This is a genomic window from Corynebacterium sp. NML 120412, assembly GCF_002285155.1.
Lineage (GTDB): Bacteria > Actinomycetota > Actinomycetes > Mycobacteriales > Mycobacteriaceae > Corynebacterium > Corynebacterium gottingense.
The window spans coordinates 1-13,375 of the sequence record NZ_NSGL01000002.1 but is presented as its reverse complement, the minus strand read 5'-3'; the positions used below and the strand labels follow the sequence as shown (position 1 = coordinate 13,375).

Sequence of the window (13,375 nt, the reverse complement as noted above, 5' to 3'; positions counted from 1 at the left end):
CCGACGGGGCAAAAACAGGCCGACACAACAAAAAATATAGTTACAAAACGCGAATCAAATCACGCACCATAACCAGCAAACCCCACCTGCAACTAGAGGTTCACAAGCAGCGCCACCGGCACACACCAACCACACCAAAAGTGCAGCCAGCACAACACAGGCACGCAACCAATCCACAAACAAAAGTACATTGGCACACTATCGAGTTCTCAAACAACACACGCACATTTACCCACCACCAAGCATTTTGCTCAGCAGCTGTAAAAAGCGACTTTGTCGACACTACACAAACCACAATCCGAAAGTCAAATCCTTGACCCAACCGGACCGAAGTCCATATTTTCTTATGTCGGCCAGCGATCGTTTTCCTGACCGCCGTCTCACCAGCTCCACTCCCTTGCGGAGTCTGTCTGGCGGGGCGTTGTCGGTCTCGCTGACTCACATAAAGTTACACACACCCAAACGCCAACACAAATCCCCAGCGTATGGGGCCTAAATCGCACGTTAAAGGTGTCACTTAAATGCGCTTACGCAAGCGAACGCTCGATCTTGCCGCCGAGCTCGTTGATCTGCTCGACAAACTTGGGGTATCCGCGGTCAATGTGGTGGACATCGTGCACGGTCGTCTGTCCATCGGCGACCAGGCCAGCGAGCACGAGTCCGGCGCCGGCCCGAATATCACTGGACCACACGTCAGTCGATGAGAGGTTTTCCACCCCCCTGATCACCACGTGGTGGCCGTCGACATTGGCGTCGGCACCCAGGCGAAGCATCTCGTCAACAAAACGGAAGCGGGCCTCGAACACATTCTCCGTGATCACGGTGACGCCCTCGGCGATCGCGCTGATGGCGATGGCCATGGGTTGCAGATCCGTCGGGAACCCGGGGAACGGCAAGGTTTGGTAGTCCACCGCCTTGGGGCGCTGGTCCATGCGGACGCGGAACCCGTTTTCGTAGGTTTCCACGTTGGCGCCCGCGAGCTTGAGCTTGGACAGCGCAAGGTGCAGGTGGCGCGGGGCAATACCGGTCACAGTGATGTCGCCGCGGGTGATCGCGGCCGCGTATGCCCAGGTACCCGCCACGATGCGGTCGCCCACCACGGAGTGCTCGGTGGGACGCAGCTCGTCCACACCGTCGATGGTGATGGTGGAGGTGCCAGCGCCGCTGATCTTCGCGCCCATGGAGTTCAGCATGTCGCAGAGGTCGACGACTTCGGGCTCGCGCGCGGCGTTGTCCAGCACCGTTTGCCCCTCCGCGAGGACGGACGCGGTGAGGATGTTCTCGGTCGCGCCGACAGACGGGAAGTCCAGACTGATCTTCGCGCCCGTGAGCTTCTCGGCGCGCGCGACAACCGCGCCGTGCTCGATGTGCGTCGTAGCACCCAGCTTTTCCAGGCCAGATTGGTGCATATCCAGGGGTCGCGAACCGATCGCGTCGCCGCCCGGCAGCGCCACGTATGCCTCATGGCAGCGCGCCACCAACGGCCCGAGCACGGCGACGGAGGCGCGAAATTGGCGTACCGCGTCGAAGTCGGCGCGGGGAGAGACGGTGGTCGGGGTAGTAATGCGGACGGTCGAGCCGTCGATGTCGACGTCACAGCCGAGCCCGATGAGCACGTCGCGCATGAGCGGAACGTCGAGGATTTCGGGGCAGTTGTGCAGCGTCGTCGTGCCCTCCGCGAGGAGTGCCGCAGCCATCAGCTTCAGCACACTGTTTTTCGCGCCGTCGACCTTGACCACGCCTTCGAGTCGGTTACCGCCTGTTACAAGAAATCGCTCTTTCACGGGGCCTACTGTACTCAACTCGGGGTGCGGCGTGGCGTCGATAAGCAAAAAGCGTTACGGCAAGGCACCGATGCGGCGCGCGGCGTTGACCGCCTCGTAGCGGGTGTGCGCGCCGAGTTTGCGCATCACGCTGCGCAGGTAGGACTTGACGGTCTCGGCGCCGATGCCCATTTCCTCTGCCGCCTCGACGTTGGTGTGGCCGAGCGCTACGCAGGACAGTACGTCCAGCTCGCGGGCCGAGAGCTTGGTCGACTGCTTGACGCGGACGGGCGAGACCATTTGGTCACACAGCTGCTCGAGCTCCTTGCGGAGCGCGTCGTCGTCGACCCGGTTGGCCAGCATGCGCAGCTTGGAGTGCGTGGAGCGGATCTGCTCCCACTCCGCGCCGTTCATCACGCGCCCCACCTTGGCCGTTCCCTTGCCACCGTCGGCATTGCGGAGCGCGGCGTTCACGGCCAGCTCCTGTTCGAGGGTGCGCGCCGTCATCGCGACCTCCTCGATCACCTTCTCCCCCAGCCGCACCGGCGAGTGGACGCCAACATAGAGGACACCGCGAATATCGCGCAGCACGATGACCGGGACAGCGACGACGGAGTGCAGCCCCTCGTCCTGAATCTGCTTATCGTACTCGTGCGAAATGACCGCCGCACGCGTGTAGTCCGAGACGCCAACTGCGCGCCGCGTACTCACCACGCGACCGCCGACACCGGAGCCGTTGTCCAGCACGAGGTCCTGCAGCGCGGGAGTGCGCAGCCCGATCCACTGGGTGATCTGCAGCCTGTTGTCCGGCAGCAGCGTGCCGTACATGGCAACGGGGATGCCGGTCGCCGTCTTCAGCGCCGTCAGGGCTGCCCGAATCGCGTCGTCATCGTCCTTGATCCGCTGTGCGTCCATGGTCATTGCTGTTGAGCCTTCCACCCATCTGAGTGTCCCCACGGGGCCACCCGCGAGTTGAACTTGACGTTGAATCCCAACCATCATAACGCGACTTTGGGGGTAGCCAAAGTTCACCCCTCCCGCTGTATTTACACGCGCGGGTGTGGTTTTTGGGGGCGGTGGGCCTTCGCTTATCGACGCCCCCGCGCCCCCCTCCCCGCACCAACCAGACTGTTCAGTCTACTCCGGTGAGACTACATAGTCTGTTTTATCCGTGTATAGTTGGCCGCACAACGGATTTGGATATGAACAGCAAGGAGCTGATCACCATGGCAAAGATCGCCAACAACGTCCTCGAGCTCATCGGCAACACCCCGCTGGTTGAACTGCACGGTGTGTCCAAGGATTCCAAGGCCCGCGTGCTGGCCAAGCTGGAGTTCTACAACCCGGCAAACTCGGTCAAGGACCGCATTGGTAAGGCCATCATCGAGGCCGCTGAGAAGTCAGGCGACCTGAAGCCGGGCGGCACCATCGTCGAGGCAACCTCCGGCAACACCGGTATCGCCCTCGCACTGGCTGGCGCGGCCAAGGGTTACAAGGTCATCCTGACCATGCCGGAGACCATGTCCATTGAACGTCGCGTGGTCCTGCGCGCGTTCGGCGCAGAGATCGTCCTCACCCCGGGCGCAGCCGGCATGAAGGGTGCCGTGGAGAAGGCCGACGAGATCGTGGCTAATGATGAAGGCGCGATCCTGGCTCGCCAGTTTGAGAACGAGGCCAACCCGGCCATCCACTACGCCACCACCGGCCCGGAGATCTGGAACGACACCGACGGCGAGGTCGACATCCTCGTCGCGGGTGTGGGCACCGGCGGCACCATCTCCGGTGCCGGCAAGTATCTCAAGGAGCAGAAGCCGGACGTGAAGAACGTGGCCGTCGAGCCCGCTGCGTCCCCGCTGCTGTCCACCGGCGAGGCCGGCCCGCACAAGATCCAGGGCCTGGGCGCCAACTTCATCCCGGGCACCTTTGACCGCAACCAGATCGACGAGATCATCGCCGTCTCCAACGAGGACGCCGTGTCCACCTCTCGCGAGCTGGCTCGCGAGGACGCCGTCCTCGCCGGTATCTCCGCCGGCGCGAATGTGAAGGCCGCACTCGAGCTGGCCGAGCGCCCGGAGAACGAGGGCAAGACCATCGTGGTCATCATCCCGGACTTCGGCGAGCGCTACGTCTCCACCATCCTCTTCGAGGACATCCGCGACTAGCGGAGGCGTTGGCCGCGGACTGCGCGGCGTCGAAAAGCACCACCCCGTGGTGCTTTTTTATTTGCGCGCTTGTCCGAAAAGAGTAGGTAGACTACCCGTCATGCTGAGCGTAATTTCCCGCATGAGAGAAGACCTGGCCAACGCCAGGGAGCACGACCCCGCAGCGCGCGGCGATCTGGAAAACGCGGTGGTGTATTCCGGGCTGCACGCGATCTGGGTCCACCGCATCTGCCACTGGATGTGGGAGCGGGAATGGAAGGGCGCGGCGCGCATCCTCGCGCAGGCCAACCGCTTCTTTACCGGGATTGAGATCCACCCGGGCGCGACCATTGGCCGCCGATTCTTCATCGATCACGGGATGGGCATTGTCATCGGCGAGACCGCCGAGATCGGCGACGGCGTCATGCTCTACCACGGCGTCACCCTGGGCGGGCAGGTGCTGACGCAGACGAAGCGGCACCCGACGATTGGAGACAACGTCACCATTGGCGCGGGCGCGAAGGTGCTCGGTCCTGTCACGATCGGGGCGAACTCGGCCGTCGGCGCGAACGCCGTGGTGACCAAAGACATCCCCGAGAACTCGATTGCCGTGGGCATCCCAGCGAAGGCGCGCGAGCGCAAGGATACGGAGCTGCGGCGCCTGGTGGACCCGGACAGCTACTTCGACAACGGTCAGTACGTCATCTAGGGCGCTTACTCCACCAGGTCCTTGTACTCCGGGTTCTGCACGATGTAGCGGGCGACCGCCGGGCAGGACGGGACAACGCTGAGGTTGTCCCCGCGGGCATCATCAAGCGCGAACTTGATCAGCGGCTTGGACAGGCCCTCGCCGCGAAACTTCGGGTCCACGACGGTGTGCGGCAACTCGCGCGCCGAGCCGCTGTCCTTGTAGGTGGCAAAACCGGCGAGCTCGCCGTCCACGTGGATCTCGTACTGACTCTTGTCCTCATTCTTGGACAGTTCCACGTTTGCTTGTGAAGTCTCGGGCATGATCGCTCCTTCTGAGAAGTCCGTCAGAGAGTGTTCGCTCAATCGGTGGCCCAGCCTACCGAAAGCACGAAGCCCCTCCACAATGTGGAGGGGCTGGGGTGTGGCTAGAGCCAGGATCGAACTGGCGACCCCACACTTTTCAGGCGTGTGCTCTACCGACTGAGCTATCTAGCCAGAACTGCTCAGGCAGTTCAGCGACCCTGACGGGACTTGAACCCGCGACCTCCGCCGTGACAGGGCGGCGCGCTAACCAACTGCGCCACAGGGCCATTATTGTGTTGTCTGTGCGATTCCTTCAGTGTGTTGCACTGTCGCTCGCACGAGTTGATACATTACACAGACCCCGTGCGAGCAAGCAAATCGCCTGCGCATACCCCATTTCCGGGCGGCGCGCTAGGACTCCTGCATTGCGAGGTACCGCCCGGTCTCGGACCCGGTGTGCGCATGCTTGTCGACGAGCTCCCGCACCGTTCCCGCAGCCACCACCTTGCCACCAGCAGAGCCGGCGCCTGGGCCGAGGTCGATGACGCATTCGGCACGGGAAACCAGGGCCAGGTTGTGATCGACGACGATGGCGTCGTGGGCGTCTGCCGCAGCTACTTGGTGGTTCGCACCGTGGAGTGTGGCCGTCGCAGATGCTTATCGACGCCCACGCGAGCCGCCCCTACCCGTACACCTTCTTCCCGGCGACCCAGGTCTGCCAGGTGATCGGCATGCCGGGCCGGTACGCCAGGTTGATGGCGTTGTCGGCGTCCAGGATGTGCAGGTCCGCCGCCGCGCCCGGCGCGAGCGTGCCCTTCGCGGGGCGGCCCTGCGGGTCCTTGCCGCCACCGACGTCGTGACGCCACAGCGCCTTCGCGCCGCCGGTGGTGGCTGCCTCGATGGCCTCGTCGAGGGTGAGGCGCTGCTGCAGGACCGCGGTGGTCACGCAGAAGTTCATCGAGGAGGTGAAGGACGTGCCCGGGTTGAGGTTTGAGGCGATGGCGACGGTGGCGCCGGCGTCGAGAAGCGCTCGGCCCGGAGCAAGTTCCTCGCGCGTGGACAGGTCACAGGCCGGCAGCAGCGTGGCGACGGTGTCGGAGCCGGCGAGGAGCTGGATGTCCTCGTCGGAAAGGTAATTGACGTGGTCAACGCTGGCCGCGCCCATCTCTACGGCGAGCTTCACGCCGGGGCCCTCACCGAGCTGGTTGCCGTGGACGCGCACGCCCAGGCCCGCGGCCTTGCCGGCCTCGAGGACGCGGCGGGACTGCGCCTCGTCGAACGCTCCGCGCTCGCAGAAGACGTCGATCCACTGCACATGGTCCTTCACCGCCTCCAGCATCGGGCCGACGACCTGCTCGAGATACTCGTCGGCCTCCTCCCCCGGCGGCACGAGGTGGGCGCCGAGGAAGGTGACCTCGTCGACGTGGCGCGAGGCCACGCGCGCGGCCTCCGCCTCGGACTCGACGTTGAGGCCGTAGCCGGTCTTGGTCTCGAAGGTGGTGGTGCCCAGCGCGTGGGCGGCCGCAACGCGCTCGGCCACCAGCTGGTCCAGGCGCTCCTCGCCAGCGGAGCGGGTGGCCTCCATGGTCACTGCGATGCCGCCGGCGGCGTAGGACTCGCCGGCCATGCGGGCCTCGAACTCCTCGGCGCGGTTGCCGTCGAAGACCATGTGCGTGTGCGAGTCCACCCAGCCGGGCAGGACGGCGCGGTTGCCCACGTCCACGGTTTCGGCGTTGTTCGCCTCCGCCGGGGCTTCGTCGGCGGGGCCGGCCCAGGCGACCACGCCATCGTCGATAAGCAATGCGGCGTCTTTGATGGTCCCGAGCTCTGAGACGGTGCGGAGCTCTGAAATTCCGGTGATAAGGGTGCTCATGGGTTCCTTTCTACTTGTCGCGCGCGTGGAACTCCATGGGGATGCGCACGCCGCGCTCCTTGGCCACCTCGTTGGCACGGGAGTAGCCGGCGTCCACGTGGCGGATCACGCCCATGCCCGGGTCGTTGGTCAGCACGGCCTTGAGCTTCGCCTCGGCGAGCTCAGTGCCGTCGGCGACGGTGACCTGGCCGGTGTGGATCGAGCGGCCCATGCCCACGCCGCCGCCGTGGTGGATGGACACCCAGGTCGCGCCGCCGGAGACCGCGGTCATGGCGTTGAGCAGCGGCCAGTCAGCAACGGCGTCAGTGCCGTCGAGCATGGACTCGGTCTCGCGGTACGGGGAGGCCACAGAGCCGGAGTCCAGGTGGTCGCGGCCGATGACGATCGGCGCCTTGACCTTGCCCTCCTTAACCAGGTTGTTAAAGATCACGCCGGCTTTGGCGCGCTCACCGTAGCCCAGCCAGCAGATGCGCGCCGGCAGGCCCTCGAACTCGACGTATTCCTCGGCCGCGTCGAGCCAGCGGTGCAGGTGCTCGTTGTCCGGGAAAGCCTCCTTGATGGCCTGGTCGGTGACCTTGATGTCCTCCGGGTCGCCCGACAGCGCGACCCAGCGGAACGGGCCGAGGCCCTCGCAGAACAGCGGGCGGATGTACGCCGGGACGAAGCCCGGGAACTCGAAGGCGCGGGTGTAGCCGGCCTTGCGCGCCTCGTCGCGGATGGAGTTGCCGTAGTCGAACACCTCGGCACCCTCGTCCTGGAACTCCACCATCGCCTGGACCTGCGTGGCCATGGCCTCGCGAGCCTTCTTGGTGAAGGTGGTCGGGTCCTCGTCCGCCTCGGCGTTCCAGCTCTCAAACGGGATCTCAGTGGGCAGGTAGGACAGCGGGTCGTGGGCGGAGGTCTGGTCCGTCACGATGTCCACGGTCAGCTCGCCCGCGCGGTGGCGGCGCAGCATCTCCGGGAAGATCTCGGCGGCGTTGCCCACCAGGCCGACGGACAGGGCGCGCTTCTCCTCCTTCGCCTCGGTGACCAGCTTGATGGCCTCTTCGAGGTCAGTCGTGACCTCGTCGAGGTAGCGCTTGCCCTGGCGGCGCTTCAGGCGGGCCTCGTCGACGTCCACGATGAGGCAGGCGCCGCCGTTAAGGGTGACGGACAGCGGCTGCGCCCCGCCCATACCGCCGCAGCCGCCGGTCAGCGTGAGGGTGCCGGCGAGGGTGCCGTCGAAACGCTTCTTCGCCACTGCCGCGAACGTCTCGTAGGTGCCCTGCAGGATGCCCTGGGTGGCAATGTAGATCCAGGAACCGGCCGTCATCTGGCCGTACATCATCAGGCCCTCGTCCTCGAGCTTGCGGAAGTGCTCCCAGTTCGCCCAGTCTCCGACCAGGTTGGAATTGGCAATGAGCACGCGCGGGGCCCACTCGTTGGTCTTCCACACGCCGACCGGCTTGCCGGACTGCACCAGCAGGGTCTCGTCGGACTCGAGGTCCTTCAGGGTTTCCACAATCGCGTCGAACGCCTCCCAGCTGCGCGCGGCGCGGCCGGTGCCGCCATAGACGACGAGGTCGTCCGGGCGCTCCGCAACCTCTGGGTCGAGGTTGTTCTGCAGCATACGCAGCGGGGCCTCAGTCTGCCAAGACTTCGCGGTGATGTCAGTGCCTCGCGGGGCACGGACCTCGCGCGCGCCTTCAGACCAGTTCTTCGCCATGGAAATGTCCTTTCGTGTTGTCCAACCGACTTACGGTAATGAGAGTAACGGTCATCACAAGAGGACAAAAGGGTGATATACGGTGGGGTGTCTCGTATGCGAGACACCCGCGGTGGGGGTCCGCGCCCTTACAGTTCGACGCCCTTTGTTTCCCGCATAAAGAAACCGGTAGCAACCAGCACCACCGCCATCAACACGAGGTAGTACTGAAACACCTGGGGGCTTCCTTGCTCACCGAGCCATGCGTTGAGATACGGTGCGGTGCCGCCGAAGATCGCAGTAGCAAGCGAGAGGGTTGTTGCCACGCCCTTCGCCCTGAATCTGGTTGGAAGCGACTCGGTCCAGATCGCGCCGTTCACCCCGAACAACAAGGACAACGCGAGCAGGGCCATCGTTTGCCCCAGGAACTGGGTGATAAACGTGCCATCGAGGAACCTGTACACCGGGACGGTAATCACCAGGAACAACACGCCGGAGATAAGCACCATCGGACGTCGCCCAACCTTGTCGCCAAGGATGCCCATAATCGGGATAGCCAACAGGAAGAGGAACTCCGCGAGCAAACTCGCACCGAGCGCACTGTTCGCAGATTGTCCATGCACCACTTGCACATGCGTTGGCATGTAGATCGACCACGTATAGAAGAACAGAGATCCTCCAGCGGAGACGAAGAAAATCGTCGCCAGGCCGCGCCAGTGACTGAAGATCGAATCGCCAACCGTGGACTCCTCGTTCTCAGAACCCGATTCTTGGCCCGCTTCGAACGCTTCCGTTTCTTGCAGCCCGCGCCGGAGCCACAACGCGTAAAGCCCCAGAATGCCACCGACAATGAATGGGATTCGCCAGCCCCACGCGGAGACCTGGTCATCCGTCAAGATGGCGTTGATGATCAGCCCCGTCAGCGTCGCCACCATGGTGCCCAGCACCACGCTAAACCATGAACTGGATCCGAAGAACGCGCGCCGCTTGCGCGGAGCCCGCTCCACCAGATACGTCACTGCGGTCCCCATCTCGCCACCGTGAGCGAGGCCCTGCACCAGTCGGGCGGTGACCAGAATGATCGATGCCAGAATCCCGACCGAATCGAACGTCGGCGAAAGGCCAATGACCAGCGAGCCCCCTGCCGTGATCATCATCGCCACCACGAGGGATTGCTTACGCCCAACCTTGTCGGCGTATGCACCGAAGATGTACCCGCCGACCGGACGCGCCACAAAGCCGACCGCAAAGACAGCGAGTGTGCTGAGCAGTGCCGACGTGGGGTTGTCGTGATTAAAAAACTGCACCGCAAAATATGGGGCGAAGATGGTGTAGATATTCCAGTCGTACCACTCGAGCACGTTGCCAAAATTGGCCACCACCATGTCGCGGACACGCTTACTCAGCGACCCGCCTGCCGCGTCTTCCCGCTCCGAGCGCGGGCCGTACGACGTCGCACTACCAGGTCGGATAAGCGGTTCCCCCGGTCGTTCCGCGGAGGGCTGCGTCATGCAGACCCCTCCAATCCCGCTTGAGCATCAGAATCGGAGCCGGGTACCCGCATCTCGAACTTTTCGGTGACTACCGTGTAGTCGAAGTACCCCATGCGCGCGATCGGCTTCATCTTCAGCACGTCAAGCTTTCCGTCGTCTCCGAGGAAATCCTCGTTGATGTGAATCGTCATGACGTCTGCAACGACGATGTCGATCGTGCCAACCGGAGAGTTGCCGGGAACGCGCAGGGTGGTCTTGTACTTGCACTCAAATTTGATCGGACTTTCAGCCACCATCGGAATGTGGTGGTTGTCTGCGTACACCTTGGTCACGCCATGCCCCTCAAGGTGGTCCCATTCGCTTTCGTCAGGGCCAAGCGCCATCGCGGAGAGGTTCACAGCCTCACGGAGGTCGTAGGTGGCCATGTTCCACACGAACCACCCCGTCTCCTCAGCGTTGAGCACCGTGTCCTTGCGTCGTCCATCCGGGTACTGGTTCGCGGAAAACATCACCATCGGCGGGTCAAACGTGAGGTTCTGCCACTGGCTGTATGGGGCAATGTTTTCGCGCCCGTCGGTGCCCACGCTGGAAAGCCACCCGATCGGGCGCGGGATGGTGCTGGACTTAAACGGAGAGTACGGCAGCGGGTTCTTCTCGCTCTGCGGGTGCCACTTCATCGTTTCCCTCTTTCACTCTTGGTGTGATACGACTTACACCAAGTAGGGTAATGAGGGGTCCGTTACTCTCGGCGGGACTTGCATCACGTCTTGTCTCGTATGCGAGACACCCGAGCCCCTACCGCAGCTCGCCGACCACGGCTTCCACGGCCGCCACGTAGTCACCGCCCTTCACCAGCTGCACGGAATGCTCCATCTCCGGGGCGAGGAAACGGTCGGTCGCGGGGGCGTCGACAAGCGCACGAAGCGCCCCAATTGCTGCCGCGGTGCCGGCGGCCGGCTCGCCCTCGCGCATGTCCAGAGCGCGCGCGGCGGTGAGGATCTCCACGGCCAGCACACGCTGCAGCCCGTCGACACTGCGGCGCAGCTTGCGCCCCGCGGCCCAACCCATGGACACGTGGTCCTCCTGCATCGCGGACGACGGGATCGAGTCGGCGGAAGCGGGTGTGGCGTTGCGCTTGAGCTCGCTGACAATGCCCGCCTGCGTGTATTGCGCGATCATGTGGCCGGAGTCCACGCCAGGGTCATCGGCGAGGAAGGCGTTGAGCCCGCGGTTGCGGGCCGGGTCAAGGAAGCGGTCGGAGCGGCGCTCGCTAATCGACGCCAAGTCGGCGACCACAATGGCCAAGAAGTCCAACGCGTAGGCCACCGGCGCGCCGTGGAAGTTGCCGTTGGAGGACACTCGGCCGTCCTTGGTCACCACCGGGTTGTCGATGGCGGAGGCGAGCTCCCGGTTCGCCACGTTGGTGACGTGCGCGAGCGTGTCGCGCAAGCCGCCGGCAACCTGCGGCGTGCAGCGCACGGAGTACGCGTCCTGCACGCGGGTGGCCTTGAACTCCTCGCGCGCCGCCGCCAAGATCGGCGAGTCTGCAGCCACGGTGCGGATGTTGTAGGCGGCGTCGGCCTGCCCCGGGTGCGGGCGCAGCTGCTGAAGGTCGTCGTCGAATACGGTGAGCGTGCCGGTGAGCCCCTCCACGGTCATGGCGGTAGCGATGTCGGACACCTTGGCAGCTTCGCGCAGGTCCGCGATGGCCAGGCACAGCATGCCGAGCATGCCGTCGGTGCCGTTGATGAGTGCCAGGCCCTCCTTCTCGCGCAGGACGAGCGGCTCAATCCCCGCCTGGGACAGCGCGTCCGCCGCCGGTACGACCTCGCCGCCCCGCACGCGGACCTCGCCCTCCCCCAGCAGGGCAAGCGCGCAGTGGGCCAGCGGCGCGAGGTCGCCAGAGCAGCCGAGCGAGCCGTACTCGCGCACGACCGGGGTGATGCCCGCGTTCAGCGCCGCCGCGTACGTCTCTGCAACGATGGGGCGAACGCCGGTGCGGCCCGTGCACAGGGTGGAGAGGCGCAGCAGCATGAGCGCGCGGATGACCTCTTCCTCGACCTCGGGGCCCGAGCCGGCGGCGTGGGAGCGCACGAGCGAGACCTGCAGCTGGGCGCGCAGCTCCTCGGGGATGTGGCGAGTGGCAAGCGCACCGAAGCCGGTGGAAACGCCGTAGACGGGGGTGGGGTCTGCGGCGAGTTCGTCGATACGGGTGCGGGTGGTGGCGATTTCTTCGAGCGCGGCCGGGTCGATGGCCACCTCAGCGCCGTGGCGAGCGACGGCGACGACGTCCTCGATGGTCAGCGCGCCGATTCCTACTGAAACTGTCTGCATATCTGTCATGGGCGCGATAATAGACCATGAATGTGTCCGATCTCATAACTTCCCGAAGAAGCGTGCGCGCAGGTGCGCGGCGGCGTCGCCCAGCGCGGACACCAGCTTCCGCTCGTCGGCGCTGCCCACCGGGTACGTCACCGCCAGCGCGGCCGCCGGGCGCGAGAGGTGGTCGAGCACCGCCACGGCGACCGACTCCTGCCCGCGGGAGACATCTTGGGATTCTGTGGCCCACCCTTGGCGTCGATAAGCGTGCAGCTCCTCCTTGCACTCGCGGAAGCTGCGGCGCGACCCGGAAGCATTGAACACCGCGCGCAGCTCCGGCTCCGGCAGATGCGCAAGCATGATGCGCCCCGAGGCGGTGGAGAGCGTGGGCAGGCGCACGCCGACCTCCGTGACCAGCGAGGCGGCGCCCGGCGCGCGCACCTCGTGGAGGTAGACGGTCTCGGCGCCGGCGAGCCTGGTGAGGTGCGCTGACCCGCCGGCCAGCTCCGCAATCCGGGCGAGCGGCGCGGTGGCCAGGCGCACCAGCGGCTGCTGCGTGGTGTACGCCTGCGCCATGCGGTACGAGGCCAGCCCCAGCCCGTAGGTGCCCGCCTGGCTCAAATGGACGACAAAGCCGGAATCCTCCAGCTCGCGGAGCAGGTGGTACGTACTCGAGCGCGGGAGACCCAGCTCGCGCTGGATGCGGGTGGCGGAAAGCGGCACGTCCGAGGCAGACAGCAGAGCAAGGATGCGCAAGACATTGTGCGCGGCCGGGACTTGTGGTGAATTCATCCCGCCTAGTATGCAACGGCGCTAGGCTCGGGTGGCATGAATACCGTTACCGCCCCTTTGTTCTCCCCCGCATCCGAATGGTCTGGCCGCAACGACGGCCCGGGCCCCGAGCACGCGCGCTGGCACAGCACCATCGACACCGCCTCCGGCCCCACCGCCGTCCCCGGCCACCCCGTTCCGCTCCCCGCCCACACCCACCCGCCCGCCCTGCTCATCCCGCCTGCGGAACCGCGCCGCGCGCCGCCGAGCGCCCGGGGCCTCGGCGGCACCCCCCGGCTCGCCGGCGGCCCCGGTACTCCCGTCGCGCCCCGGTCGCA

General features: G+C 65.2%; 11 protein-coding genes, 2 tRNA genes and 1 pseudogene. 3 read left to right on the top strand and 11 right to left on the bottom strand.

All coding sequences use genetic code 11. The features are described 5' to 3' along the window. Positions 1–527: 527 nt before the first annotated feature. Positions 528–1,784 (bottom strand): UDP-N-acetylglucosamine 1-carboxyvinyltransferase, encoded by a 1,257-nt coding sequence (gene murA, locus CKJ84_RS07000; protein WP_095546445.1) that lies wholly within the window; start codon positions 1,782–1,784, stop codon positions 528–530. Positions 1,785–1,838: 54 nt separating this feature from the next. Further along, a complete protein-coding gene (gene ramA / locus CKJ84_RS06995) occupies positions 1,839–2,678 on the bottom strand; it encodes an acetate metabolism transcriptional regulator RamA (protein WP_095279018.1) in 840 nt (279 codons plus the stop codon). A gap of 311 nt (positions 2,679–2,989) precedes the next feature. Between ramA and cysK the strand changes: the two genes are divergently transcribed. Then, on the top strand, positions 2,990–3,925 hold the full coding sequence (cysK, locus tag CKJ84_RS06990; RefSeq protein WP_095546610.1) for a cysteine synthase A: 936 nt from the start codon (positions 2,990–2,992) through the stop codon (positions 3,923–3,925). A 100-nt stretch (positions 3,926–4,025) separates the two neighbouring features. Continuing rightward, positions 4,026–4,613, top strand: a complete 588-nt coding sequence (gene epsC, locus CKJ84_RS06985; protein WP_095279006.1) for a serine O-acetyltransferase EpsC — start codon at positions 4,026–4,028, stop codon at positions 4,611–4,613. A gap of 5 nt (positions 4,614–4,618) precedes the next feature. Here epsC and CKJ84_RS06980 read toward each other — a convergent pair whose 3' ends face one another. The 9 genes from CKJ84_RS06980 to CKJ84_RS06940 all read right to left on the bottom strand — a co-directional run bounded on the left by CKJ84_RS06980 (position 4,619) and on the right by CKJ84_RS06940 (position 13,058). Further along, positions 4,619–4,915, bottom strand: a complete 297-nt coding sequence (locus CKJ84_RS06980) for a GNAT family N-acetyltransferase (protein WP_095546444.1) — start codon at positions 4,913–4,915, stop codon at positions 4,619–4,621. 101 nt (positions 4,916–5,016) lie between these two features. Further along, positions 5,017–5,089: transfer RNA gene (locus tag CKJ84_RS06975), tRNA-Phe, on the bottom strand. Positions 5,090–5,110: 21 nt separating this feature from the next. Beyond that, positions 5,111–5,184 (bottom strand) — tRNA-Asp (locus tag CKJ84_RS06970). A gap of 395 nt (positions 5,185–5,579) precedes the next feature. Then, a complete protein-coding gene (gene hutI, locus CKJ84_RS06965; RefSeq protein ID WP_095546443.1) occupies positions 5,580–6,770 on the bottom strand; it encodes an imidazolonepropionase in 1,191 nt (396 codons plus the stop codon). 10 nt (positions 6,771–6,780) lie between these two features. Further along, positions 6,781–8,475: a urocanate hydratase gene (hutU, locus tag CKJ84_RS06960; RefSeq protein ID WP_095546442.1), complete on the bottom strand. Its 1,695-nt coding sequence runs from the start codon at positions 8,473–8,475 to the stop codon at positions 6,781–6,783. A gap of 128 nt (positions 8,476–8,603) precedes the next feature. Continuing rightward, positions 8,604–9,965, bottom strand: a complete 1,362-nt coding sequence (locus CKJ84_RS06955) for an MFS transporter (RefSeq protein ID WP_095546441.1) — start codon at positions 9,963–9,965, stop codon at positions 8,604–8,606. Continuing rightward, complete coding sequence (locus CKJ84_RS06950; protein ID WP_095546440.1) at positions 9,962–10,624, bottom strand: flavin reductase family protein; 663 nt, start codon at positions 10,622–10,624, stop codon at positions 9,962–9,964. The genes CKJ84_RS06955 and CKJ84_RS06950 overlap by 4 nt, the downstream gene beginning before the upstream one ends. A 118-nt stretch (positions 10,625–10,742) precedes the next feature. Continuing rightward, positions 10,743–12,290: a histidine ammonia-lyase gene (hutH, locus tag CKJ84_RS06945; RefSeq protein ID WP_095546439.1), complete on the bottom strand. Its 1,548-nt coding sequence runs from the start codon at positions 12,288–12,290 to the stop codon at positions 10,743–10,745. A gap of 33 nt (positions 12,291–12,323) precedes the next feature. Then, positions 12,324–13,058 carry an IclR family transcriptional regulator gene (locus CKJ84_RS06940; protein WP_095279011.1) on the bottom strand — a complete coding sequence of 245 codons (735 nt, stop codon included), beginning with the start codon at positions 13,056–13,058 and terminating at the stop codon, positions 12,324–12,326. Between the two features lie 36 nt (positions 13,059–13,094). On the opposite strand from CKJ84_RS06940, the pseudogene CKJ84_RS12520 reads away from it, so the two are divergent. Next, a pseudogene (locus tag CKJ84_RS12520) lies at positions 13,095–13,375 on the top strand (hypothetical protein); the annotation flags it as partial.